At 55.4% G+C, this 25,838-nt stretch carries 25 protein-coding genes and 1 pseudogene; 5 read left to right on the top strand and 21 right to left on the bottom strand.

Annotated features, from left to right (window positions below; all coding sequences use genetic code 11):
- Positions 1-54: 54 nt before the first annotated feature.
- The 6 genes from WCA10_RS08310 to WCA10_RS08285 form a co-directional block, all read right to left on the bottom strand.
- Positions 55-861, bottom strand: a complete 807-nt coding sequence (locus WCA10_RS08310) for a type 1 glutamine amidotransferase domain-containing protein (RefSeq protein WP_472822042.1) — start codon at positions 859-861, stop codon at positions 55-57.
- A gap of 39 nt (positions 862-900) precedes the next feature.
- The gene (locus WCA10_RS08305) at positions 901-1,791 is read right to left on the bottom strand and encodes an MBL fold metallo-hydrolase (protein ID WP_472822041.1); all 891 of its coding nucleotides are present in this window, start codon (positions 1,789-1,791) and stop codon (positions 901-903) included.
- 143 nt (positions 1,792-1,934) lie between these two features.
- Positions 1,935-2,288 (bottom strand): UBP-type zinc finger domain-containing protein, encoded by a 354-nt coding sequence (locus tag WCA10_RS08300; protein WP_472822040.1) that lies wholly within the window; start codon positions 2,286-2,288, stop codon positions 1,935-1,937.
- A gap of 39 nt (positions 2,289-2,327) precedes the next feature.
- Positions 2,328-3,233: an NADP-dependent oxidoreductase gene (locus tag WCA10_RS08295; RefSeq protein ID WP_472822039.1), complete on the bottom strand. Its 906-nt coding sequence runs from the start codon at positions 3,231-3,233 to the stop codon at positions 2,328-2,330.
- 104 nt (positions 3,234-3,337) lie between these two features.
- Positions 3,338-3,883: a cytochrome P460 family protein gene (locus tag WCA10_RS08290; RefSeq protein WP_472822038.1), complete on the bottom strand. Its 546-nt coding sequence runs from the start codon at positions 3,881-3,883 to the stop codon at positions 3,338-3,340.
- 189 nt (positions 3,884-4,072) lie between these two features.
- Positions 4,073-4,804 (bottom strand): response regulator transcription factor, encoded by a 732-nt coding sequence (locus WCA10_RS08285; RefSeq protein WP_472822037.1) that lies wholly within the window; start codon positions 4,802-4,804, stop codon positions 4,073-4,075.
- A gap of 240 nt (positions 4,805-5,044) precedes the next feature.
- Here WCA10_RS08285 and WCA10_RS08280 point away from each other — a divergent pair, with 240 nt between their 5' ends.
- From WCA10_RS08280 to WCA10_RS08270, 3 genes and pseudogenes are all read left to right on the top strand, one after another.
- Positions 5,045-5,671 (top strand): response regulator, encoded by a 627-nt coding sequence (locus tag WCA10_RS08280; protein WP_472822036.1) that lies wholly within the window; start codon positions 5,045-5,047, stop codon positions 5,669-5,671.
- A 78-nt stretch (positions 5,672-5,749) separates the two neighbouring features.
- Positions 5,750-6,103, top strand: a pseudogene (locus WCA10_RS08275) (two-component regulator propeller domain-containing protein); the annotation flags it as partial.
- Positions 6,104-6,520: 417 nt separating this feature from the next.
- Positions 6,521-8,848 (top strand): sensor histidine kinase, encoded by a 2,328-nt coding sequence (locus WCA10_RS08270; protein ID WP_472822085.1) that lies wholly within the window; start codon positions 6,521-6,523, stop codon positions 8,846-8,848.
- Between the two features lie 130 nt (positions 8,849-8,978).
- Here the strand turns inward: WCA10_RS08270 and WCA10_RS08265 are convergent, their stop codons facing one another.
- The 14 genes from WCA10_RS08265 to WCA10_RS08200 form a co-directional block, all read right to left on the bottom strand.
- Entirely contained in the window at positions 8,979-9,938 is a 960-nt protein-coding gene (locus WCA10_RS08265; RefSeq protein WP_472822035.1) for an alpha/beta fold hydrolase, read from the bottom strand.
- Positions 9,939-9,950: 12 nt separating this feature from the next.
- Positions 9,951-10,454, bottom strand: coding sequence for a RidA family protein (locus tag WCA10_RS08260; protein ID WP_472822034.1), 504 nt, complete (start codon positions 10,452-10,454; stop codon positions 9,951-9,953).
- Positions 10,455-10,524: 70 nt separating this feature from the next.
- A complete protein-coding gene (locus WCA10_RS08255) occupies positions 10,525-11,040 on the bottom strand; it encodes a GlcG/HbpS family heme-binding protein (protein WP_472822033.1) in 516 nt (171 codons plus the stop codon).
- Positions 11,041-11,136: 96 nt separating this feature from the next.
- On the bottom strand, positions 11,137-11,610 hold the full coding sequence (locus WCA10_RS08250) for a DoxX family protein (protein ID WP_472822032.1): 474 nt from the start codon (positions 11,608-11,610) through the stop codon (positions 11,137-11,139).
- Positions 11,611-11,671: 61 nt separating this feature from the next.
- On the bottom strand, positions 11,672-12,544 hold the full coding sequence (locus tag WCA10_RS08245) for an enoyl-CoA hydratase/isomerase family protein (protein ID WP_472822031.1): 873 nt from the start codon (positions 12,542-12,544) through the stop codon (positions 11,672-11,674).
- Positions 12,545-12,780: 236 nt separating this feature from the next.
- Positions 12,781-13,779 (bottom strand): DUF4331 family protein, encoded by a 999-nt coding sequence (locus WCA10_RS08240; RefSeq protein ID WP_472822030.1) that lies wholly within the window; start codon positions 13,777-13,779, stop codon positions 12,781-12,783.
- Positions 13,780-13,825: 46 nt separating this feature from the next.
- A complete protein-coding gene (locus WCA10_RS08235) occupies positions 13,826-14,434 on the bottom strand; it encodes a response regulator (RefSeq protein WP_472822029.1) in 609 nt (202 codons plus the stop codon).
- A 36-nt stretch (positions 14,435-14,470) separates the two neighbouring features.
- Entirely contained in the window at positions 14,471-15,529 is a 1,059-nt protein-coding gene (locus tag WCA10_RS08230) for an alpha/beta fold hydrolase (protein WP_472822028.1), read from the bottom strand.
- Between the two features lie 380 nt (positions 15,530-15,909).
- Positions 15,910-16,485, bottom strand: coding sequence for a YceI family protein (locus WCA10_RS08225; RefSeq protein WP_472822027.1), 576 nt, complete (start codon positions 16,483-16,485; stop codon positions 15,910-15,912).
- Between the two features lie 323 nt (positions 16,486-16,808).
- Positions 16,809-18,503: a sigma 54-interacting transcriptional regulator gene (locus WCA10_RS08220; RefSeq protein WP_472822026.1), complete on the bottom strand. Its 1,695-nt coding sequence runs from the start codon at positions 18,501-18,503 to the stop codon at positions 16,809-16,811.
- A gap of 127 nt (positions 18,504-18,630) precedes the next feature.
- Positions 18,631-19,392: a response regulator gene (locus WCA10_RS08215; protein ID WP_472822025.1), complete on the bottom strand. Its 762-nt coding sequence runs from the start codon at positions 19,390-19,392 to the stop codon at positions 18,631-18,633.
- Positions 19,393-19,496: 104 nt separating this feature from the next.
- Positions 19,497-20,123, bottom strand: coding sequence for a response regulator transcription factor (locus tag WCA10_RS08210; protein ID WP_472822024.1), 627 nt, complete (start codon positions 20,121-20,123; stop codon positions 19,497-19,499).
- A complete protein-coding gene (locus WCA10_RS08205) occupies positions 20,120-22,924 on the bottom strand; it encodes a PAS domain S-box protein (RefSeq protein WP_472822023.1) in 2,805 nt (934 codons plus the stop codon). Before WCA10_RS08205 ends, WCA10_RS08210 begins: the two co-directional genes overlap by 4 nt.
- A gap of 644 nt (positions 22,925-23,568) precedes the next feature.
- Positions 23,569-24,123 (bottom strand): general stress protein, encoded by a 555-nt coding sequence (locus tag WCA10_RS08200; protein ID WP_472822022.1) that lies wholly within the window; start codon positions 24,121-24,123, stop codon positions 23,569-23,571.
- A 233-nt stretch (positions 24,124-24,356) separates the two neighbouring features.
- Here WCA10_RS08200 and WCA10_RS08195 point away from each other — a divergent pair, with 233 nt between their 5' ends.
- The gene (locus WCA10_RS08195; protein WP_472822021.1) at positions 24,357-25,031 is read left to right on the top strand and encodes a hypothetical protein; all 675 of its coding nucleotides are present in this window, start codon (positions 24,357-24,359) and stop codon (positions 25,029-25,031) included.
- A gap of 38 nt (positions 25,032-25,069) precedes the next feature.
- Positions 25,070-25,432, top strand: a complete 363-nt coding sequence (locus WCA10_RS08190; protein ID WP_472822020.1) for a DUF6582 domain-containing protein — start codon at positions 25,070-25,072, stop codon at positions 25,430-25,432.
- 133 nt (positions 25,433-25,565) lie between these two features.
- Here WCA10_RS08190 and WCA10_RS08185 read toward each other — a convergent pair whose 3' ends face one another.
- Positions 25,566-25,820, bottom strand: a complete 255-nt coding sequence (locus tag WCA10_RS08185) for a DUF2934 domain-containing protein (protein WP_472822019.1) — start codon at positions 25,818-25,820, stop codon at positions 25,566-25,568.
- Positions 25,821-25,838 lie beyond the last annotated feature (18 nt).

The raw sequence follows: 25,838 nt of genomic DNA, 5'->3' as shown, positions 1-25,838 counted from the left end.
TCGCTCCAATCTGGATAGACTTACCGGCAGGGGAAACCACGGAACCAGCCCCCACTAAGCGGCTCGCTTTTTCCTCGCGCCGAGTGCCGATAGAAGAAGTTTCACAACTGCTTCATCCGAGAACGGGTTCTGACCGGAGATCAACTCGCGATCTTGCAGGACGTAGCTCTTCCATGGAGGCAGCACACTGACGTCGCCGCCGGCGGTACTCAAGGCGAAGTCCGGGTAGAAGAGAACCTTGCCATCAATCTCAAGCGGCTCGCGCTGCTGCTCTTCGGCCGTCGAAAAGATCGTCATCTTATATCCGGCATAGATCCAGCCTGCAGCCTTTGCGTGCGCTCCCGCCTCGTCGCCCGCTGCCAGCGCCGCGACGAACTCCCTCGAATTCGGAAGAGCCGAGAGGAGTGAAATCGGGCCATGGCAAAGCACCGCCGTTGGCTTCGATGTCTCGTGAAAGTGTCTCAGCACGATGCCGGCATCGGGATCATCCAGAAGATCGATCATCGGGCCATGGCCGCCAGGCACGAAAACAGCGTCAAATTGATCCAGGCCCAACGCGATGACATCCTTGATGCGAACCGGATCTCTGAGCCCAAGCAGGCCGTCGCGGAACAACATATAGTCCTCAAGCTTGGCCGCATCCCCACCGAAGAAATCGGCGACCTCTGAATGGACATCCACCTGGGGCGTGTTGCCTGTGGGGTTGGCGAAGGTGATCTCGTAGCCCTCCTTCATCAGGGCGCGAACCGGAACCGTCACTTCGTTGAGGTAGTAGCCGGCGCCGGTATAAATCTTGCCATCCTTCAAGGGCAAGCCTCGACCGCTGGAGATGAGTGCCAGGATTTTTCCTGCTGTTGCCATTTTGTTTCTCCTCTCTGAAGTTGGAACGAAAGCTGTGGATTATGGCTGCGGGAATCCGAACATCAGCCACGACTGGTTGGCTACCCAATGGGGGTATAGCTCCGTCATCTGATCGAACAGATCCAGGTCCGACTTCGCGGTTTTCTGCACCCGATCGAAGTCTTCCAAGTAACGCTTGGTGTCCTGGATCGCCGAGGGAGAGTCGGGCGCACCAGACTTCTTGTGACCCGCGACAACGATCGACGGATTCAGCGCCGCTAGCCGGTTCAACGCAGCAATCCAATTCTTTCGGCTCTCGGGAGTGGTGTCGCCGACGTACATGCGGCACTGGTTGTACACGACGTCGCCCGCGACGATCAATCCGATCGATGGAACGTAGAGAGACGTCGAATCGGGACAATCGGTGCGGCCCTGCTCGATGATGCGCAATTCGCGGCCTTCAAGCATGAAGGTTTCCTGCTCATAGGGCTCAGGTCCAACCAACTTCGTGGGCACTTGCCCAGGGAACATTCGGCGGGCTAAGCGCTGCGCTGGGGGAGACAAATACATCTGTATGCCCTCCACCGCTTTGGGGGTTGCGATCGCCCGAGCGCGTGGAAAACGGTCCAGCAGAACGCTCAAACCATAGAAGTGGTCGAAATGGGCGTGTGTCACATAGATGGTCTCGAGATTGCGGTTATGCAGCGCAATCCAGTCCGCGAGCGCCTCGGCCTCAGCCACCGTGGTCATGGCGTCCGCCAGTACTGCGTCGTGCTCGCCGAAGATCAACGTCGACGTTGCCGGATCAAAGCCGAGCGGTTCGCCGAAGAGCTTTGGGCGCTCGCCGACCATCGCCTTTCCCGGGGCGGTAAAAACGTTCACACTAAGTGAGTTTGGCGCGATCGGCGGCCTCACGGGCACGGCCTCTTTCAGTCCATTCTTTTCGTCCACTTGGTGCTCCTTTTGATTCAGAGCGAGTGACTGTTCAAGAAGAGATTGGCAGAAGCGCAACGACAAATCTATTGGACGAACGTATCGGAGATACCAAGGTACCGGTCACATACCAGGCGCAGAGTTATCCGCAGAGAGGCCAACTAGTGCAGCAACGATTCCCAATCAGCTGGGACTTTCTCTGCTGGTCCGGGTGCTAGTTGATTCAGGGGATGCGAATGCGGGGGAAGCAGCTCAACGCCCTTGATCATCGCGCCCTTATCATAATCGTAGAACCAATCCTCACCTGGCTCGAAGCTGGCAATGATCGGATGCCCGGTTTCAGCTGCGTGCCTGGATGCATGCTGGCTCGGAGAGCTATCGCAGCAACCGATGTGCCCACACTGCGCACACCGACGGAGATGAAACCACCAACCTTCCGTCGTCGCCAGACATTCCACACACCCATTACCAGTTGGCTTTGAATCGGGGTTGATTCCGCGCCGGCTTCTTTTCATTTCCGATTGCCTTCCGTGACACCCGTTCACAAGAGAATATCAAGCGACCAGCAAGACCTTCCCGACGCGACCCCTCTCTACGGTTGCTTGAGCCTTGGCCGCTTCACTGAGTGGCAGTTTCAGGCTAATTGGAATTACCAGCTTGCCATCTCGCACCGCTTCGGCCATGAACTCGAGCGTCTCTCTGTCGAACTTCGAGAATACGAACACCGGCTTTACAGAAGGGTAGTCCGCTGCATTCTGTGGTGTCTTGATTACCGATGCGAAGACTCCTCCCGGCTTGACCTTGGCCATCAGCTTCTCGGCGGTTCTTCCGCCAACCGCATCCGCCACCGCGTCGAGCAGAGGAAGATTTGCAAGCGCAGCGTCATCGTCGGTCGCGAGGTATTGATCGGCGCCGACAGTCTTAGCGTCGTCGATCTGCCTCTTCAGCACCCCCGCGATCACAGTCGCCCCGCGTGATTTCGCAGTGAATACAGCCGAGCGCCCGACATTTCCAGCAGCACCTATGACGAACACAGTTTGGTCCGCCGAAACTCCCGTGGCTGACATGAGCTGGTTCCCAGTCACGGTCACGAGCGGCAGCGCCGCTGCCTGAAGCAAATCGAGACCCACGGGAACATCCGCTAGAACGTCCGCTTTCACCACGCAGAGTTCAGCATATGTGTTGTCGGCCATTGCGAAGACCCGGTTTCCCTCGATAAAAGTTACAACTCCCGGTCCGACCTTCACCACCGTTCCAGACATATCGATTCCTATCAGGCCAGGGAACTGGATCGGATAGAAATCCTTCGTCAATCCAGCACGGCGCTTATCGTCGATCGGATTCACGCTCGCGGCTGCAACCCGTACCAGCACTTCGCCCCGGCCCGGAACCGGGTCGGGGTATTCTTCCCACTTGAGTACTTCAGGTCCGCCATATTGGTGGACCACAATTGCTTTCATCTTCTCTCTCCTTAGATCGCGGCATATTCCCCGGATCGCCAATTCGAAGATGGCCCTTCGCACCGCAATACTCTCCACGAGACGTACTCAAGTCTCGGGCCGGTTTAGCGCATCTGGTACGGGTGGAAGATGTAGTCCTTTGCTTTCACAGCCATATGACATGTGTTTCCGCAGTCAGCGTGAGCCGTGGGATCGGGGGTGAACCTGCCGGATGCGGCGTCGTAGTTGAACACCGCGTATCCCCAGCCGCCGGTCTTCGGGAATCTTTTGCTGTCCTTCTCCATTACGAAAGCCTGCTTAAAGACATCGGGCACGTCCACCGCGAAAGGCGCTTCCGTGCTCTTCTTAGGCTTCCACTGCAGCTTCACGATCCTGGACCCCTCCGGAAAGAAGTGTCCCTCTCGGGGCGATCCGCTTTTGTACGCCTTGATCATTTCCGGATTGGCGACAATTACCTTAAGGACTTCTTCCTGATGCGCGGAAGAGACCACTGACCAGTCCTCGTATCCCCTGAAGTCGGACAACGCAACGCCGTCCGGCGATATCAGCGAGTACTTTTCCTTGCCCTGGTCTTGAGCGCAAAGAATCGCGACGCCCAGGACGCCAAGCAACGCCGTGGCCGTAAGAATGGTAAAACGATTCAAGCGCATTTCGGGCTTTTCTCTGCGTTGCTCCCCGGCGGGAGACTTTCTCGTGGATCCTTTCATGACGTGCTCTCTTTCTGAAAATGTCTTTTACTGCTCAACTCTTCCGATCAGCCGCACGTTGATTAGGCCTGAGGAATGAGGATGAATCTATTGGACGATCGTATCGATCGATACGAAGGTATTGGTCGGTTTTCACGCATAGCTGACGCATAATGCCGTGGAGCTTGTTATCCGTAGTTTCAACGCCATATTCACCAAGTGAACTAAGGAGGTCGCCTTCATCTTCTGCATGACTTGCCCACGGTGCGCTTTAACCGTAATTTCGCTGATGCCTAGTTCCCCGCCGACCTGCTTGTTGAGTAGACCGGAAACCACCAGAGCCATGACTTGTCGTTCCCGTGGAGAGAGCGAAGCGTGACGGCTACGCAGATCGCGCATCTCCATTCCCCTATCAAGAACGACGCGGCTGCGAGCGATGCCTTGGCGAATTGTTGCTACCATCAGTTCCTGACAGAACGGCTTCAAAAGAAAATCAATAGCGCCCGCCTTCATGGATTGCACAGCGGTTGAGACATCTTCGTAATCGGCAACTACGATGATTGGCATCGCTGCGTAATCCCCGGCGATCCTCTTCTGGACTTCAAGGCCGTTAGGACCCGAAGAAGAAAAGGCAAGGATCAATGCGCAAGGGACAAACACACGCGGATGGGCGAGAAATTCTCGAGCTGAGCAACACGCCTCAGGCTGCCAGCCCTGGGAGCGAACTAGCAGTTCCAGCGATTTTCGAATATCGATGTCTTCGTCGACAATGAAAACCATTGCCTCAGTGTGAGAAATGGTTTGTGATTTCAAATCCCCACAGGCTGCGTTTATTGGACTTGGCATACGTCCCGTATTCATCTCGATCGCAGCGGCAGCACACATATCCCTCCTCCTGGAACCAGTCAGCATCTTTGAATCGGCAACGGAGCTTAGTGCGGCGAACCATCTCCGAGACTGTCAGAAGTGTGGACGTGATCAGTCTTTTCCGCGACACCAGTCATGGTGGCACTCGCCCTACAAATTTCAGTGGTCTGCCGAAACGACGGGTTTGTTACAGGCTGGAAACAATGGGTACAATCAAATTTTCCCCCGCAGATCCCCGGCTGGAGGTCAGAACAAATCGTGGTTACCGATCCGATTCGGATCCTCTGCGTAGAGGATCACCCGGTCTTCCGTGAAGGACTGAGAACGATCATTGGATATGAGCCAGACATGCAGATGGTTGGTCACGCCGCCAATGGCGTGCAGGCCATCGCGGAGTTTCGTCGTCTCCGTCCCGATGTGACTCTCATGGATTTTCGCCTTCCTGGAGCCAACGGTGTTGACGTTCTGATCGCCATCCGTGGAGAGTTTCCCCGGGCTCGCGTGATCATGCTGACCACCTCCGACGGCGATGCGGACATCCAGCGCGCAATGCGAGCAGGAGCTTCGGCTTACATCCTGAAGAGCATGCCGATGGAGGAGTTGCTGGGCGTCATCCGGTCAGTTCATTCTGGCCGGCGGCATATACCGCCCGAGGTCGCGGCCAAACTCGCCGAATTCATGGGAGACGAGGACCTCACGGCCCGGGAGCTCGATGTTCTTCGCCTGATTCGAGAAGGTTATCGCAATAAGCAGATCGCGGATCAACTTGCAATCTCAGAGAATACTGTCAATTTCCATATCAAGAACCTGATGGAAAAGCTACGCGCAAATGACAGGACCCATGCAGTCACGATCGCGCTGCGGCGGGGCCTGCTGCAAATCTGATGTCGTTACTCCTACCAGAAACTGTAGGGAATTGGCCACGATCTTTGGTGTGTTGCGCCACACGCGCAGCGCGATAACGTGACATATGAAGCTCGGATAATAAAGGCGGCGCATGTGAATCTTGCACGGTCGGTTGTGATCAGCTCTGTGCTGTTCTTGCTGACCATCTGTCTCGCTCGCGCCCTCGATCCGACCCACCGAATTTCACAGTATGGACATACGGCGTGGAGGATTCAGGACGGATACTTCGCCGGGCAGGCACTGTCTATCACACAGACGACAGATGGATATCTATGGGTCGGAACTGAAGCGGGACTTCTTCGATTCGATGGCGTTCAGTTCGCTCCCTGGACTTCGCTATCTGGAGAGCCGTTGCCGTCCAGCAACGTCCATACTCTGCTTGGCGCGAGGGACGGAAGCCTATGGATCGGAACGGTGTCTGGTCTGGTCCACTGGGTAAACCGGCGCTCGATCAGGTACCTGAGTGGAGAGCAAATAAACGCCGTCCGGCAAGACGAGAAGGGCCAAATCTGGGTCACGGCTGAAGGGCGAGGCGGTACCATGTCTCCACTTTGCCGGATTGTCGATACAGACGCTCATTGTTTCAGAGACGACGAAGGAGTGCCTACGTGCGGCGGGGGCCCCCTCGTGGAGGATACTTCAGGCAGTTTTTGGCTAGGATGCGAAACGACAATTCTCCGATGGAGGCCGGGATCATCCAAACTTTATCGACCCGCAGCGTTGGCATCCAGTCAGGGGATCGATGGTATGCAAGCCCTGGCTGCCGCGGCTGATGGTTCTGTATGGGTTGGAATGGGCGTTCCTGGACGCGGGGGAGGATTGCAGCGCATGATAGACGGTGCTTTGAAGCCGTTTATCGCTCCAAAACTAAACGGCGAAACTCTGCCGGTCGCGTCCCTTTTGATCGATCGGCAGGGAAATTTATGGGTCGGTACAGACGGTCAAGGCGTCTATAGAATCCACGGTCTAGACGTCGATCATTTTGGGAGTGTAGATGGCTTGTCCGGCGATAGCGTGTACGGTTTCTTCGAGGATCGAGAGGGTGACCTCTGGGTTAGTACATCGAAGGGCATCGATATGTTGCGCGACCTTCGCGTAACCAGCTTCTCCAAGCACGAAGGGCTCAGCCAAGACGGAGTCGAAGCGGTTCTTGCCGCGCGGGACGGCACCGTCTGGATCGGATCGGACCATCTGCAGGCTCTTCGGCCGGATGGCGTGGTTTCTGAGCCTGAAAAGGGTCTGCCGGGGAATCAAGTTACATCTCTCCTTGAAGATCACGCCGGTCGTTTATGGGTAGGATCCGACAACTCGCTTTGGGTTTATGCAAGTGGAAAGTTCACTTCTATCAAGAGGAAGGATGGCCGTGCGTTTGGGTTGGTTATGGGGCTGGCAGAAGACTCGGATCACAATCTCTGGGTCGAATCTCGCGGGCCGCCCGCAACGCTGATCCTCATTCAGGACATGAAGGTTCGGGAAGAGTTGCCGGCACCGCCGATGCCGATAGCCCGCAAGCTGGCGGTCGATCTGCAAAGCGGAATCTGGTTGGGTCTGGTGAGCGGAGATCTAGCACGCTTTCGGTCTGGCAAGACGGAGATATTCACCTTTGCCAACCATCCGAATACACGAGTGAAGGCGCTCTTTGCAGCACCGGACGGATCGATATTAGGAGGAGCTGAATTCGGGGTCGCGGGATGGAAGAACGGAAAGCAACAGATCCTCACTGTCCGCAACGGCCTGCCTTGCAATGACATTAACGGGCTTATTTCGGACGATCAAGACAACCTGTGGCTTTACGCCGGGTGCGGCCTGATCGAAATTCCGAAGGAGGAAATGCAACGGTGGTGGGACGAGCCTGAAGGGAAGCTGAAAGTGAAAGTCTTCGATGTGTTGGACGGAGTCCAGTCGGGGATGGGTCACTTCAACACGAGTGCGAAGACACCAGACGGACGATTGTGGTTTGCCAACGGCAGCCTGCTGCAGACGGTAGATCCAGCTCATATGGCCGGGAATACTGTGCCGCCGCCGGTGCATATCAACGGTATCGTTGCGGATCGAAAGAGCTACTCGCTCCAGGAAGGGCTCAGGCTGCCGGCGTTAACCCGCGATCTTGAGATTGATTACACGGCACTCAGCTTCACGGCCCCGAAAAAGGTTCTGTTTCGTTACATGCTCGAGGGTCGTGACGCGGGTTGGGTGGAACTAGGAACGCGGCGTCAGGCTTTTTATAACGATCTTCCACCAAAGACCTATCGTTTTCGGGTGATTGCGTGCAATAACGACGGTGTTTGGAACAATGTAGGGGCAACAATCGATTTCACGATTGCGCCTGCATGGTTTCAGACTTACTGGTTCTCCGCGCTATGCGCTGCCGTCGCCCTTCTTATTGTGTGGCTTGTTTATCGGATGCGCGTGCGGCAAGTTGCGAAGGCCATGTCTGTACGCTTCGATGAGCGATTGGCCGAACGCACGCGCATCGCGCGAGATTTTCACGACACGCTTCTGCAAACCATCCAGGGAAGTAAGCTGGTTGCGGATTCTGCGCTAAAGCAATCAGCCGATCCAACTCCGATACGTGGTGCAATGGAACAGTTGTCAAACTGGCTCGGACGGGCAACCGAGGAGAGCCGGACAGCGCTGAACTCGCTGCGCACGTCGACCACGGAAGAAAACGACCTTGCGTCTGCTTTCCAGAGGGCGATTGAGGAGTGTCGAACACAGAGTTCGATGGAAGCCGCCCTTTCAGTGGTTGGGGAGGCAAGCGAGATGCATCCAATTGTTCGCGATGAGGTCTACCGGATCGGGTACGAGGCAATTCGCAACGCGTGTGTTCACTCGCACGCCACTCGGCTTCAGGTGGAGCTCACCTACGCTGAGGATCTCATGTTGTGCGTGCGTGACAACGGCGTTGGCATTGCCCCTGCCATCGCGGAGGGCGGCAGGGAAGGGCACTTCGGCCTGCAGGGAATGAGAGAACGGGCTGACCGCATCATGGCCAAGCTGACGGTTGAAACTTCCGCGTCTAACGGTACCGAGGTCAAACTGGTTGTCCCCGGCAGCATCATCTACCGCAAACCTAGATCCGGGAATCGGAAGTCGACGGCGATCAAATCTTTCCTTAAGCGGATCGGTTTGACATCGGACTCGACTGACGTCTGAAAGCGAGTCGCTTATGTCGAAGCTCGCGTTTCAAGCCGGCACCGTCCGGATGCGATAGCCTCGCAGGGTCTTTGCACGGCGATAGGATTTGAACAACATGCTCGGTTCTTCCCAGCGAATGAGCAATCGATCACTTCTTTGCAATCATGAATCTGCGGATAATTTCAGCGATCTCGTCCGCCTTCGTATCGAGAGCAAAGTGACCTGCATCCAGTACGTGTACTTCCGCGTTCGGCACATCTTTGCGATAGCGCTCAGGTTCGCCGGGATCAAACGACAGATCGTGCTTTCCCCAAAGCACGAGAAGTTTCGGTTGAGTTTTCTGCATCCACGCTTGCCATTTGGGGTATGAGTCGACGTTGGTTCGATAGTCGTAGAACAAGTCGCTCTGGATCTGCGCCTGGCCGGAACTATTCAGAAACGCGTACTCATCGGTCCAGAGATCGGGATCATAGAGTTCCACATTCGGATCGTCCCCGACGTGGCGTGTTTTGGTGGCAGCCATCGAAAGCAGATTCGTTCGCAAATCCTCTTCACGCGCTGAACGATCCGCCCAGAATGCCCGCCGAGTTGCCCAGTTCACCCCAAGTCCTTCATTGTGAGCAACCGCATCCTGCACGATGAGGGCCTCGACGCGCTCCGGGTGCGCAAGGGCCATGCGGAACCCTACTGGCCCCCCATAGTCTTGCATGTAGAGTGTGTAACGGCTCAGGCCAAGGACCTGCGAGAAATCATCGATGACGCGAGTGATGTGGTCGAAGGTGTAGTCAAACTGCTTCGGGTCTGGCCAATCGCTGTGGCCAAAGCCGGGATAGTCGGGCGCGATCAAGTGGTACTTATCGGCGAGACGCGCCAGTAATGAGTCAAACATGCGGGAGGACGAGGGCAGTCCGTGAAGTAGAAGTATGAGCGGGGCATCCTTTGGACCGGCTTCGCGATAGAAAATCGTTAACCCATCGACCTTCGTCGTCCGATAAAACACCTGATTGTCCATCGCCATATCCTTTGTCTGAGAGTTCAAACCTGACACGATCACGAAGAGGAACACGGAGCTTGTCAGAATGAACGTCACAAGCTTCACCTTCCGCATGCATCCTCCTTCTTACTCATTAAGCTCGAAGATGATCTCCAATTCAATGGGGACGCCCAGAGGGAGACTAGCGACGCCGATTACCGAGCGAACAGCCATATTTTCCTCGCCAAATACATCTCGCAAAAGATCCGAAGCGCCATTCGCGACCGCGGGCTGATCGACAGCATTTCCTGAAGCCACCATGAAGACGCTGAGACGGACGACGCGTTTGATTCGATCGAGAGTGCCCAGGTAATTCCTGGCTGCGGCGAGTGCGCCCAGCGCTGCAATGCGGGCCGCATCTTGTCCGGAATTCGTGTCGAGTTCCAAGCCGAGTGTGCCAACATACGCTGGTTGGTGATCGACTACGGGCAACATTCCACTGAGGTAGAGGAGGCTTCCCGTTTGCACAGCCTCCACGTACGACCCGAAGGGAGTTGGCGGGGTAGGAAGCCGAATGCCCAACTCCCGGATGCGGTCCTCCGCGCAAATCGACGGTGCATTTGTCCGGCTTGCTCTATCTTGGTACGTCATCCAATTCACTCCCCATGCGATTCTGAATGTCTCGATCGATCCGCGTACCCGATCATTTCTCGATACTGGATTAATTTCCTTCCGCCGCGCGTTGGTTGATGACTGCCGCTCCCGCCTCGCTTACGATCTCGTCCTGAGAATCCGTGCCCCCCGAACTGCCAATTGCGCCGATAATCACTCCCTTATCGATGAGTGGGATACCGCCTCGGGACGCAATAATTCCGTCGAACGCGAGCAGATAATTCAGGTGCATAAGCTGGATGCCGTCCTCGAAGACCTTGGTTGGACGCCGGAAGGTAGCAGCCGCACGCGCCTTGTGTTGCGCAATCTGGATCGAGGCAAGCATCGCGCCGTCCATTCGTTCAAAGGCCACCAAGTTGCCACCGGCATCTGAAACTGCCACATTCATCTTCCAGTTCCGCATCCTCGCCTCTTCCACGGCTGCGTGAATAACCGCCTCTGCTCGTTCCAGTGTTATCGATAGCCCATACGGCACATCGAACGGAATTTCGCTTGGGACGACGTCAAGAGGATTCGACGACGCTGCCCCTCCTTCTATGACGTTTCCAGATTTGCTGCTTGACATATATTTCCTCCGAACGGTTAAGAGGGTGTGTCTGTAGATCCGCCCTCGGTGCGCGCCTTTCTCGCTTGAGCTGCCCGTCAGCGCTGCGTCGATTGATCACTTCTGTAACTGGCAAGCGAGCCAGTAATCGACGCTGAGCTTTCCCGGACCAGAACAAATCATCCAGAAAAAGATGAGCACGTACAGGGCCTCCGGAAGGTAGAGCAGATTGTCGACCCACTCGAGAGGCGAGAGTCCTTTAGGCATGGCTGAAAGCTTCGTGGTTAGAATGGCGACAGCCATGTCGACCAACAAGGCCAGGCTGGCCAGGCTCGACAGAAGCCCCGCAGCCAGCATGGATCCCCCAACGAATTCGACACTCGAGACGAAATAAGTCATGAGGTTCGGAAACGGGACTTTGGCCCTGGCGAGGGTCTCGCACATCGTCTGCCTGCTGCTGGCCACAAACAGTTTTCTTGCCCCGGAGATGGCGAAGAACAGCCCGATCGAAACGCGCATGAGCAAAATGGCGTATTGCTCCGAATCACTGTTACCGAGCAGAGCGAACTGCGCCAACCGTTTCCAATCCATCTGTTGTTCCCCTATCGAAGAAGTCTTGCAGCGATGCCCTCGTCGCGCAGTTGAAGTCAGGCTAACGCGAGATTTCACCGAGGTAGTATCCGAGCCGATTCTCGACATCTCCAGGTTTGTGGAAGCCGCGAGCGATGAGCGCTTTGATTCCATTCTGCGCGGCAGGTCGTCCTAGCGAAGCGATGCATGCATCCCATCCTGCGCCGAGCTCAACGTCGGGCGGCAGGCTTGTGTTGACCAGGCGCTTGGTGTTAGCGATCGCCCATTTGTCGAACTTGGCGATTCGGGTCGCGAGCGCTTCTACGAATGCCTCCAGATCCGCGTCGGGCAACGCGCGGTTAACATAGCCGTAGGCCTCCGCCTGGTCTCCCCTGATGTCTTCTGAGCTCAGGAGTACCTCAAGCGCTCGGTTTCGGCCGATGAGTTGGGGCAGTCGGGCCATGGGACCGCCGCCGGCGACCATTCCCACGCCCACCTCCCATTGGGAGATGATGGTCTTCTCGCGGCTGGCGAAACTCATGTCGCAGGCGAGCGTGATCTCGCTGCCGTTTCCCGTCGCACGACCGCGGATGAGGGCGATAGATGCGACTGGCGCGCGAGTCAGGCGCACGAGAAAGTCGGGCCAAGGCGGTAAGCCTGTTGGGCCGTCCGCCATTGAGGTCAGATCCTCGAGCTTGGCTTCGAAATCGGAGTGATTCAGAAAGTAGCCGTCGACTGCGCTATCAAAGACCACGACCCTGACATCGTTGTCGGTCTCGATGGCGTGGATGACATCCTGGAACTCGCGGACCATCTCAGGTCCCATGACATTGATGGGCGGGTTATCGATTGTGATACGCCAATAGGCAGGCGACCGCCGGGTGATGCGAAGCTGTGCAGCTTTTGTCGATTCATTCCTCTGCGCGGCTTTCGAAGTTGCGGTTGTAGTTGCCATGGATTCTCCTCGAAGTTGTTCTCGGAAACCGGGTGATTGAAGGCGCCAATTGAGCTCGCCACCTTGCGGCGTATTTATTGAATGCGCGATTTCGTTAATCACGATCTATTGGGCCAGAACGATATGCTCCGCACAATTGGACGTTGGTATGGCCAATACCTTCGTATCGCTTCCAATTGCGGCGAGAACCACAACGCAATAAGGGATGTAGACTGCACGGCTGACTGCGCGGGGACTCACGCAGCGACCTGATGCGCAGACCGATCTTCATGAGGCGCACCCAGGAAAGGGAATTCGGAAAGAAGGTCTGTATGGAGTTCCACGTTATCGCTGGTGATCCTGCCATTCGTGAGGATGCCAAGGAAAACGTCAATCGCGTCGTCGGTGAGTGCGCGGCCATTGTGCGGGAAGACCGCGGGCTGACTGGGATCGTAGAAGAGAATGTCTGGTAGCAGAGTACCTGCGACCCGCGTTGCTTCATCGGGCGAGTAGCCCCCAGTATGTTCAAGCGAGTGAGCGAAGACCGGGATGAATTGAGCATCGTCTTTCGGCTCACTGGCAAGAAAGTCGGCTTTGCGATCGCCTGCGAGGAAGACAGCTTGCGAAGGACGAGCACCTCGGTCGGCCTGAACCCACGTTCCACTTGCGCCGTCTACAGTGCGATGCCAGAGTCCGATTGGATTCGGTCCCAGAGTGGAGGTTGGAACCTCGATCACGATGCTGCAGACATCTCCATTTGTGAAGAAATCGACGCCCGTGAATTGGAGGTTGTTGAGGGCGCCCTCCGTATCGAAAAAGAAGGGGTCACTTCGCCAGCCGGCGAAGATGCGGTAGTCGCCGGCTTCCGCCACGTGCGCCGATTTGCCCGTCGACACCGGTATCCCCTCGAGGATAAGTTGACCGCCGTCGCCTGTTCCGGCGGCTTGTGTGCCGTCGACACGATAGACGGCAGCAGTCTGCGAGCCACCGTCGGAAGAAGAGAAGCGCACGCGGTAGGCTATGTCGGCGACAGCGTCGCCGTTGGTGTCGATCTTGAGCTCATAGATCGCATTCGGTGCAAAGGGCTCGGCTGTAGTGGGTCCAGGCGGGTTAACGCCGATTGACGGATGCACGTCCATCACGAAGATTGTCTTGCCGTCTCTTCCGGGGCTGGGGAAGACGTAAAGATCAGTGAGGTCAAGCCGCGCGTCTCCGTGGGGAAACCCAAAATCAGGACCGGAGTAATGGTGTGACATAGTTTGTCTCCTTTGCTTTCATTCCGAATCGAAGTTCTCAAAGAAATCAGGAATAGTAGTAGACAAGAGATTGCTCATCGGCTTCACTAGCGGCAGGACAAAATGCCAGTTGCACCCGGTAGAGGCAATGTGGACAACTCCAGTGATGCGCGGAGTCCTTCTCGTCGATTGCGCATGGATAGGCCCTCAGGCATTCTGGGCAAGCAAACGGCACGCAACTCCCGCCTTGCACTATTGATGGCTTGGGGATCCACACGGGGTTGGAGACTCGCAACAATTGTGAGTCGGGTTCGTTTCTCACTGCGTTCACGATTAGCAGGAGCTGAGCGATACTCGTTGCGTCCTTTTCGTAGAAAGCATCGGCGGCGACTCCTTGAGGAACAACTCCCCTTGGATATGAAGCGCTCATTGCGATGACCTTGATCTTGGGATGCCGTCTTCGAACGATGGACAGTAGCTCAAATCCAGACATGCGAGGCATGTTCAGATCCGACAGCAGAATATCGGGCGCCCGGCGCCGTATCTCGGTCAGGGCCTCTAATCCGCCGGCGGCACTTCTGACCGAATATCCGCACTCTTCCAACGTTTCGGAAAGCACGTTCAGCAGAACAGCATTGTCATCAGCAACGACTATGTCGACCGGGCGATGCGACATGATTTGCTTCTTCTCCGCGGATATTGGTTGCCTGCGTTAGAGTGCGTTTACGTCGATTACCGCTTTGGCAAATTCCTGCGGAGCCTCCTGAGGCAAGTTGTGTCCGATGCCGCCAGTGATGAGGCGGTATTCGTACTTGCCCGAGAATTTTCCGCGATAGGATGAGTCGACTGGATGTGGCGCACCATTAGAGTCCCCTTCCACGGTGATCGTCGGCACAGTAATCACCGGACTCGCGGACAGTCGCCTCTCCAATCCGTCGTATTGAGACTCACCCTTCGCCAGCCCAATTCGCCAGCGGTAGTTATGAATCACAATGTCCACGTGGTCAGGATTCTCAAAAGATGCAGCGGAGCGATCGAAGGTGGCATCGTCGAAGTTCCACTGCGGCGATGCGAGCTGCCAGATGAGCTTCGCAAAGTCGTGTCGATACTTGTCGTAACCCGCACGCCCGCGGTCCGTCGCGAAATAGAACTGATACCACCAGGCCAGTTCGGCCTTCGGTGGCAGCGGAGCCTCGTTGGCGGCCTGGCTACCAATCAGATAACCGCTCACGGATACCAGGCCCCTGCAGCGTTCCGGCCATAAGGCCGCCACGATGTCGGCGGTCCGGGCTCCCCAGTCAAATCCCGCGAGGATCGCCTTCTGGATCTTTAGCGCATCCATCAGAGCGATGATGTCGACTGCGACCACCGATTGCTGGCCGTTCCGCACCGTTCCTTGGGACAGGAAGCTGGTTGTGCCAAATCCGCGCAGATAAGGCGCGATCACGCGATAGCCCTTAGATGCCAAGAGACGCGTGACATCGACAAAGCTGTAAATGTCGTAAGGCCAGCCGTGGAGTAGGATCACCGCGGGCCCGTCGTCGGGGCCAGCTTCAGCGTAGCCGACATTCAGGAGGCCCGCCTCGATCTGCTTGAGCGAAGCGAACGACGCGTGCGAAGCACTATCAATGCCGGTACGCGCGACATTGCGTGGCTGTGCATCACCAGAACCGGCCAAACCAAAGCTCTCGGTTATAGCCGCCGCAGTGGCAGTTCCCAGAAAGCGACGGCGATCATGATCGATTTCTCGCGATGCTATGTTCGTATTCATTGGCGCGCTCCCTGTATCGGTGATTTGTCGTTGACGCTAGCGGAGTTCTCAGCTCTCGATTTGCGATGAGCAACTCGCCTATGCATTGCTGCAGGCTCCTCAAATGGCCTTCCCACTCTCTCTCTTGCTCCTGGCGCCACTTCAGCTGCTGCCATCCAGCAACAGAGCCACTCGTGAATTGCTGCGCGCGTCCAACACTGCGAGGAGCCGATTGGGTTCGACGATCTTGTCGTTGATGGGCAGCCATAACATCTCCATATCATTGGCTATTGTTGTCACGAAGGCGTAGGTTGTGATTCTTACTACGTTGGCTATCGACTATTTGCCGGTGCTGTCGAATCGGCCGAACGAGCAGTCAAAGGCTGCTGAGGGTTTGCCCCTTATGCCTTGATGAATTGCACATCCAGTGTGATCGCGACTTCGTCGCCCACCAGGACGCCGCCGAGCTCCAGCGGAGCATTCCAAATGAACCCGAATTCTTTGCGATTGATCTTGGTTGAGCCGGCAAGACCGATGCGCACGTTGCCCCACGGGTCTTTCGAGGGTTCGCTGACATCTTTCACTGCCAGAGTCACGGATTTTGTGACGCCGCGGATCGTCAAATCGCCGGCAACTTCATAGTCCTGACCGCCCGCGTAATGGATGCTCGTAGACCTGAACGTGAGCATGGGAAATTTCTCAACGTCAAAAAAGTCCTCGGCCTTCAGGTGAGCATCGAGCTTCTCGTCGACGGTTCTTACGCTTGTTGCCGGGATCGACACCTCAACGGTGGAATGAGCGTAGTCGGTCTCGTCCAGCTTCAGCACCCCGGAGAGCCCTGAGAGCTTGCCCTTCACGTTTGAGATCATCATGTGTCTCACCTTGAACTCGGCCGCTGAGTGCGCAGGATCAATGTTCCAGGTGCTGAAATCCTCAGCCGTGATGCTGGAATTCGCGATTTTCGAAGTTGAAGACATGAGATAAATCTCCTTTTCACTTGTTGAAAGTCATTGCAGCTGTTTCTTGCAAAGAACAGCCTGACTCAAGGTCTCGGAATGCGCCGGGACTTGCTCATCGTTGCCATTAAGCCAGAAGTGAGGAGGCGAATCCATTAGACGATGGTGTCGCCAATACCTTGGTATGAGCAGTCCGACGAATGGTCGAATGCTGCAAAAGCTCGCGGAAGATTGGCCAAATGCGAACGACCTGTTTTGCGGTCAGAAAGACACCAATAGGGCGAACGAATGCGCCGAGCACGTTGCGGATCAGCAGACGACGAAGCGTCTCGTGGCAAGGACGGTTATGATCTTCCGCCTGCCGCCTTGAGCGTAGGTCCGCTCGAAGAAGCTGGCCTATTCATCCTGCGATCGGGCGAGCCGGAGATTGGAGAAGGTGACGGTGACCTGAGCTGGCCTGCCCCGGCAAGTGCGCGCTCTGATCGCAGCCTTGTGGCCATTCTTACCAAGTCCACGACAGACTTGGCTCCCATCTTTTGCATCACCCGGCCTCGATGAGCCTTCACTGTAATTTCACTGATTCCGAGTTCTGAACCGATCTGTTTGTTCAAGAGCCCAGACAGCACCAATGCCATGACTTGCCGTTCACGGTGGCTGAGAGACGCATAAGAGTCGCGGACCGACCGCATTTCAGCTTCGCGGCCAAGCGCGATAGAGCTCCGTTTGAGGGCCTCCCGGATTGCATCGAAAAGAGCGTCATCCGTGAATGGCTTGATCAAGAATTCCACGGCTCCGGCCTTCATGGCTTGAACCGACGTGGGTACATCTCCGTGATCAGCGATGAATATGATTGGCGTTTCCATTCGTTCGATGACGATCCGCTTTTGCAGTTCAAGACCGCTGAGGTCTCGAGGAGAAATATTCACCACAAGGCAGTTTGGAACATGTGGCCGTGGCCGGTCGAAGAACTCTTGAGCGAGGGCGAACGTCTCTGGTTGCCACCCTTCGCGGCAAAGTATCTGTTTCATGGATTCACGCGCAGGGACGTCATCATCGACAACGAACACGATGGGGAGATCATGTGATGTGCCTGAAGATTCGAACTTATGATTAAGCAAATGCCCGTTCTTATCCGAACGGTCGCCCGATGTAGGTGGCGGGCTCGGAAGTGCTTCCGTATTTGAGTCGATCACCGCATTTCCAGAACCATTGGATGTGCCCTGTAGCGCAGTCACCCTCGTCGACTTCTTGGCCATTGCAGATAAGAGGTTCGGAAGAACCGCGTCGTTCGACAGGATTATCGCCCGTTCGATCAAATTTTGAAGCTCTCGCACGTTGCCGGGCCAGGAATGTCCAGTGAACGCACTCAACGTCTCTGCCGGTATGTCGTGAATTTGCTTTCCGATGCGTCGTGAAAACATTTCCACGAAATGCGAGACCAACAAGGGTATGTCTTCGCGGCGCTCGCGCAACGGTGGGAGGTTGATTGGAAATCCGCTCAGTCGATAATAGAGATCGCTACGGAATTCTCGCTGACTGATCATGCCCACTAGATCTCGATGCGTCGCAGCAATTAGACGGACATTCACGCGATGCGTCTGGCTGCTTCCCGGGCGCTCGAATTCATGCTCTTGTAAGACCCTCAGCAGTTTGGGCTGCAACGCCAGGGGAAGATCGCCTATTTCATCAAGGAACAGTGTTCCGGCATCAGCCATTTCGAAACGGCCTATTCTGTGCGCCGAAGCCCAGGGAAAGGCGCCCTTTTCATGGCCAAAGAGTTCGCTGTCCAATAAGTCGAAGGGAATTGCCGCGCAATCCAATTTCACAAATGGGTGCTCGCTGCGTGAGCTGAGACTGTGTATGGCGCGAGCGATCAGTTCCTTGCCGGTACCCGTCTCTCCAAGCAATAACACGCTGGCATCCGTCGGTGCCACTCGCTCCACTTCCGCAAGGACGGATTTCAGAGAAGGGCTGATGCCAACGATCTGTTCAGATCTACGTTCACCACACGTCTGGTCAAGCAAATTCAAATTAGACACAGTTCACCTCCGCGCGGGAAAACCTGGGAAGCTCCGCGTACTACTTTGGCTAATCGTTAGAGCAGCGTGGACTTTCTCAAGCAGCTCTCCGGCATCGAATGGCTATCCTGACGACGCCTCCGTTGAGTCACATAGATATCGGACCGCCTTTGTCGTGCCTTAAGGCTGCGCGAAGGATTTGGAGTAGTTGCTCATCACTAAAAGGCTTTCCTAAGAATGCGACAGCGCCCGCTTGCATGGCGCGACCACGCGATTCTTTGTCGTCATATGCAGTGATAAAAACGATAGGAATGTTGCAATCAGCTGCAGCGAGCTCTCTTTGAAGCTGCAATCCATTCATCTGCGGCAGCCGTACGTCAAGGATGAGACACGATGTATTGTGCTGCTGGCCTGACTGGAGGAAGCTTTCGGCAGATTCGAAGGCAATCGCCCGAAAGCCAAACGATTCTATGAGGAGTGTGGTCGTCCTGCGGATGGATTCATCGTCGTCGACCACGGCGATCAGATTCCTTGTCGCCTCTAATGTTCCCCGCAATGCTAAACGAATGCCCTCAAGGAGCTCCTCGTCGTTAAATGGTTTTCCGAGGAATGCGACCGCACCTGCTTGCTTTGCCTGGTGACGCAAACCCTTGTCGTCGTAAGCGGTGACAAAAATGATGGGAATGCCGATACCTTCGGCAGCTAGCTGGCTCTGAAGTTGTAGTCCGCTCATGCCCGGCATTTGCACGTCAACGATGAGACATGAAGTCTCGTGCAGTCGGACCGACTTCAGCAAATCCTCGGCAGATTCAAAGGCCGCTGATCGAAAGCCGAAAGATTCGATGAGAAATGTCGTAGTCCTCCGGATGGACTCATCATCGTCGACTATCGAGATTAGAGCTTTTGCCACTTCTAACTCCATACTCAACAAACCTTATTGTCGAACGGAGAAAGAAGCTATTGGATCTTGGGATCCCCGACTTAGGAAAAAGGCGTACGCGGATAAACCTTGGTTTACTGGTTTCTTCCCGAGGGGACTTTGAGCTTCTCAATCATTCTGACGAGATCGGCAAGAGATTCCGCGTGCATCTTCTCCATTGCCCGGCTACGCTGGACTTTCACGGTACTTTCCGCAGTTCCAAGTTGGTCCGCGATCTGTTTATTGAGCATGCCCGACACGACCAGGGAGATCACCTCCTGTTCGCGCGAAGTCAACGAGTCGAAGCACTGTTTGAGGGCGGCCACCTCTTTTCCCTCTTCACGTCTGGCGCGATCCCGTTCCAGTGCGATGCGAACAGCATCCAACAGGTCTTGATCGCGGAATGGCTTGGTGAGGAATTCGACGGCACCGGCCTTCATGGCGCGAACGCTCATTGGAATGTCCCCATGGCCGGTGAGAAAGATAATTGGAATACTGATGTTTTTCGCCGTAAGCTCGCGCTGAAAATCGAGTCCGCTCAAACCAGGCAGTCTGACATCGAGCACAAGGCAACTCGGCGCATCTGGCGGCGTCTTGCGCAGAAAGGCATCCGCCGAGTCAAAGCTCTCAACTTGTAAACCAACGGTGCTCAAGAGGAACTTCAGCGAGGAACGTACCGATGGATCATCATCGACGACAAAGACTATCGGCGTACGAGTCATGAGAGATTCCCGCTGGTCGTTGGGATTGTGAAGGAAAACACGGCGCCGTGAGGAGAGTTGTGTGTGGCCCAGAGTCGACCACCATGACCTTCAACGAGAGAGCGGCTAATCGACAAACCCATTCCCAACCCATTCGCTTTGGTTGTAAAGAAGGGAGTGAAAACGCGATCTGCCGCAGTACCAAAGCCAGTGCCCGAGTCGCTTACGGCAACGAGCACGTCACCAGATTGGTCGATCCGGGATTGCACCCCGAGCAAACGAGGTCGATCTGTCACCGCAGCCATGGCCTCGATGCCGTTCATGATCAGATTCAGCAGAACCTGCTGCAACTGAACACGATCAGCCAGGACAGATGGCAGATCATTTGCCAGTTGGTTTTCGAGCAAGACCTGATTCTCATAAAGCTCACGGCCAGCCAGGGTAAGTACCTCATGAATGACTTCGCTTAAATTCAATTCGCTCTTCTCAGCAGCTTCTTTTTTTATGAATGCGCGGATTCGGGACAAAACGGCACTGGCGCGAGTGCCGTCGGCAACGATTCCTTCAAGAGCCTGATGCAGAATATCGGGTTCTAGATTGCGATTGGCAAGCAATCGCAAACACGCGCTGCCGTTATTGACTACTGCAGTCAAGGGTTGATTTATCTCGTGGGCGATCGAGGCTGCCAGTTCACCCATAGTTGTGAGCCTGGAAACCCGCGCGAGCTCCGCTTGTGTCATCTGCAGGTTACGCTCGCTCAGACGAAGCTCACCTTCAGCACGTTTGCGTTCAATACCTTGTGCGATCAAGTCCGCTGTGGATGCCAGTGCTTCTGCTGTTCCCGGTGCAAGCGGCTTTCGAGAGAACATTGCCATCACACCAAGAGTTCGCGTTCCGGCCAACAGCGGGTAGCCTGCAAAACTCGACATCCCCTCATTTGCTGCCCAAGCTTTGTCGCTGATTCGAGGATCATTGATGATGTCGTTGGTGAGAACGTGTTTCTGTTCCCGTGCGATCGCCCCAATTTTGAGTTGGCCAATCGGTATCTGTGAGTGAGCTCCATTGAGGTGTGTGTAAAGCCCTGCACTGGCCCTCAACTCCAGCATTTTTCCGTCAGGACTCAGCGTCCAAATTCTCGCGAACGCTGCATCGAGATGCCGCACCAGGGATTCCGCACACTCGTGCAGGATCGCTTCAAGACTCTCTCTCTGTCCAAAAGCAAGACTCACGTCCGCGCGGACCGCGACCTGACGGGTCTGAATCGCATGCAATGCCTGTTGCGCCTCTCTCCAGTCGTGCAGATCAACTATAGTTCCGAACCATCTGATGACCTTCCCTTCGAGATCACGCAATGGTACGGCGTTGGAAATACACCAACGGTAACCGTCTGGTGCCCGCCGAAAGCGAAACTCGCACTGAAATGCTTCGCCGCTTTCAACCGAGCCCAACCATGCATGAGTTGCCTCTTCCACGTCGTTCGGATGAACTGCTGTCAGCCAGCCAGAGCCTTGCACTTCTTCGGCAGATAGCCCCGTGTAGTCGAAAGTTCGCTGGTTGCAATAGTTCAGTGTGCCGTCCTCCTCGGCACTCCAGAGCATCTGCGGTATGGTCTCAGTTAACTCACGCAAGGTACGCTCGCTCTCACGAAGCTTGTCCTCGGCCTGTTTTCTTTTACCGATATCGCGGATGAATCCGGTGAATATCGTATGCCCATCTCTGGTTAGTTCCCCAAACGAAATCTCCACGGGGAACTCCTGGCCATTCTCGCGCAGCGCGGTCAGTTCGGTCCCCTGCCAGTTGATGTGCCTCTGGCCCGTATCCAGGTAGCGCCTGAATCCATTCTCGTGAAGCTCGCGCATGAATTTCGGCATGAGTACGGTCAGTGGCTTCCCAATCAACTCCGCGGGGTCATAACCGAAGATTCTCTTGGATGCTGGGTTGGCAAACTGAATTGTGCCGGTGTCGTCCATGCTGATAATGGCGTCGTTGGCCGTTTCGACGACAAGGCGATGCTTTTCTTCACTGTAGCGGCGCGCCGACTCCTCTTGTTGACGTTCCGTGATATCAGTCGCGACAGAACCGATGGCGTAGACCACACCGTCCGCATCGAACAGCGGGATCTTTTGAACAATGAGCGCGTGTTGCCCGTCTTCTCGAAAAAAGACGTCCTCAAATCTCACCCGAGTGCCTGTCTCAAGCACTTGCAGATTCTTTGCTTGAAAAGCTGCAGCCTGTTTGACCGAAAACAGTTCTTCGTCCGTCTTCCCTTTGACTGGTTCTTCGGTGACGCAGAGCGCTCTTTGGAACTCTTTGTTAGCGTAGAGATACCGGCCTTGCCGATCTTCTAGCCAAATTAAATTCGGACTGTTATCGCAAAACGCCTGCTGAAGGGCTTCGCTAAGTCGCAGCTTGACCAGGGCCTCTTTTCGATCGTTGATATCTTCGAAAGCGATCAAAATACGCAAGGATGCCTTGCTGCCTCGTGTTTCTGAAACGGCGGGACCCTTTCGAATCGAAAACCAGTGATAGTGTCCGTCGGCGCGCCGCATACGCGCTTCGGTCTCGAACAGCCTTTCAGTCGAAGGAGATGAGTTCCATTCGCTATTAAACTTCGCCAGGTCGTCTGGGTGGATCACCGTTTGCCAGGCCCAACCGGTCAGTTGCCCTGATGAGTAGCCCGTATATTCCTGCCAGGCACGGTTTGCAAACTCGGCGGAGCCATCAGGTAGTGCACATATAACCAACCCGGGAATCATTTCGATCAGGTCCCGTAGATTAGGTGCTTCGCTACTCTGTTTTGCGTCATGTGTTCCAGGGGTCATGCTCCCAGCTCGCTCCAGCGGTCGATACTGTTCCCCGACGGCGACCGCCCTGCCCCACGATGACGGTTCGGCCACTGATACCAAGGTATTTCCAATACCAAGGTCCAATTGCATCAGGCTATCGGCTCTGGCTCAATCAGTGCGCGTGCTTCGAGTTTGTGCGGAAGGGAAATGCCGCTAGGATCGTATTGTTTTCAAAAAAGGGACCGGGAAGCTGGGGAAAACACGGATTTGAGCCTGGAACTAGAATACGTCAACAGTGTTGCCTGTGGTGAAATTCATCGGAATAGGATCTGTCGGACCGCAAGCGCATAAAGAATTCATAAAGATTGTGTCCGGAGAGGCTCGGTCCGCCGAGTCAGCAAGGCGAGACCAGTTCGCGCTCGTGGCATGGAATAGGGAGTCGCGTTCGCTGCTCGGGCGGGAGCCTATTCGACGGAAAATTGACCGCACCGTGCCGATAACTGTGGTCCAGTTAGCCTGCACCCGATCATTGATCTTTCGACGCACTTCGGATCAATGGGAGTTCCTGTGAGCACCATCGAAGGCAGTCTTCCGACCGAAATTCTCAAACTAAGCCCCTACGCTCCCGCCCGTTCACCGGCCAGACAGCGAAGCCCCGCCTCCCTGGATGTCTCACTGGCTCACGCGACCTGCGCCACTCCGGCCGAGGAGTCGTAGTTTTCGATATTCTCCGCTCCCGATGTCTTCAAGATGTCGCGGGCCTTCGCTACTTCCACGGCGCTTCCGTGCGCAACAAGAACGAACTTGCCGGCTTTGATCGACATCTCGTACGTGACGACGCTGTTTTTAGGGATGCCCAGACTATAGAGGCCTGCACCCAGGGCACTAAGCCCTCCCACGACGACTGCTCCTTCCAGCGTCGAAATGATAGAAGCGACAATCGAACCCGCGGCAACAACCGGCCCGACGCCAGGGACAATCAGAAACGCTGCACCAAGAAGCAGACCCCACAGGCCGCCCCAGAACGCGCCCCATTTGCCCCAGTATTTCATCCTCTCGCCAGTGTTATAGAAGCCGACGATATCCTCCTCCGATTGATAGTCGCGGCCGATTACGGCCAGCTTTTTGATGTCAAAACCGCCATCTTTCAGTTGCTTGATGGCATTCTCCGCTGCGGAGTGTTTGCTGAAAACTGCAACGACCGAGTTTTCGTCCCGTTTTGGCGTGTTACTCATCGTTAGTCTCCTTTTCTCGTATTCACAATTGGCCTGTGCCCATCGCGATTCGCTTCGCATTGCCGACTGTATGGCTAAAGAGCACAACACAAAAATGCATCACGGCTCAGTCGAGCGCAATCGGACGTTGGTATCGAGGTTGTGATTCACCGGTCCGAAGGTATTGGCGATACCAACGTCTAATTGTCGGGCGACCCTCCTTGTGGTGTGATCCGATCAAGAAAAGGGGAAGAATGAGCACGCATCTCGATCACAAACATGAGTTGCTTCTGGAAAGTCTCCTAGGGGGCAGCCTTCCACGTAACGTTCACTGGAGTGATGTCGTTGAACTGATCGGGAAGGTGGGTGAAATCGAACCGCACGGGGGCACTGAGTTTGTGTTTGTTGTCGGCTCGCAACGCGCATTCTTCAAACGTCCGAGAACAAATAGCCTTGAAGAGGGAGAAGTATCGCGCCTTCGCAGGTTCCTGCGCGAGGCCGATGTTAGCGCCGCTCCAAAGAAGCCGGTGCGACCGGTACGCAGCATTGTTATCATCGACCACCATCTTGCACGAGTCTATCGGGAGATCGATCACAACCAGGCTCAAAGCGAAGATGCTGCGAGGCCGTATGATCCGCATGGATTTCATCGCCACTTGATCCACCGCAAGGAAACTCACTATCAAGGCCAGCGGGTTCCGGAGGAGCCTTCGTTCTATGAAGAGCTCGCGAAAGATCTTCTACCTTCCGAGGAAATCGTCCTGGTCGGCCACGGCACGGGAAAGAGCAGTGCTTTGGAATTTCTGGCGGAATACTTGAAGAAGCATCATGCGGCGCTTTATCGGCGGGTGATTGCAACAGAGATCGTGGATCTCTCTGCACTCAGCGAGCCGGAGATAGAAGCAATTGCGAAGAAGCACGTGAGTTAGATGAAGTGGAGAGCAAACAGTTTCTAGGTGGAGGCAGCATGTCAACTTTGGAGGCAACTTGGGAGCCGTTCGAGGAAGTCACGCGTCACATTACGCGAGGCAACCTTCCTGAGACAGTGTTTGCGTTTCCCGAGCAGCACAAAGAGCCGATGACCGACGCTCAGCACGTGCGGAATGCCGTTGCCCGATTCGATCAAGTGCTGGACGTGTCCGACGAAGATCGGGCTTTAGCATTTGCCAACATTGAAAAGGCCGCGAAGTATTACGGCGTGAATTTTTCCGAGACCAATTGGCATGAACTCGGCAAACACCCGAATCCGCATCGGTTTGAGGCTGCAGCCAAGGCCGCAAGAACCAGAAAACGCACAGCAAGGAAAGCCTCGGGAGAACGTCTTAGGTAAATAAATCGCTCACATTCGCCCCAGCTGTTCCATTGAGGAACGCCCTTTTACAACCGCGATCAGGAGTGCCTGTGAGGCCGACCTAAAGTCTAAGGCGCACAGCGGCTTCGTCTGCTTGCGCCGAAGAAGTTTACTACCTGTAAAGTTTTTCTTCGAGGTGCTGCATGTCAGTCGCGGATGGGGTAATCAAGCCCGATGCCACCAACGACGAGTAGACGGCTCGTTCCGCCGCGACCCAATCAACGTCAGGCGAGCCGGACGGTCGACCCCTCTTTTCCCAAAGCTTGTAAGCCAGCGTTTCTACAAACTCATGCCGATCCTCATATGGAAAATCAGGGATGAGTTCCACCGGTTGCTGCCTATCCATCTCCGCAAATTCATTCCGCATCTGACTACCTCGCTTTCA

Source organism: Occallatibacter sp. (assembly GCF_049582745.1).
Taxonomy (GTDB): Bacteria; Acidobacteriota; Terriglobia; order Terriglobales; family Acidobacteriaceae; genus Telmatobacter.
The sequence above is the reverse complement of the archived record's forward strand: the minus strand, read 5'-3'. Positions and strand labels throughout refer to the sequence as shown.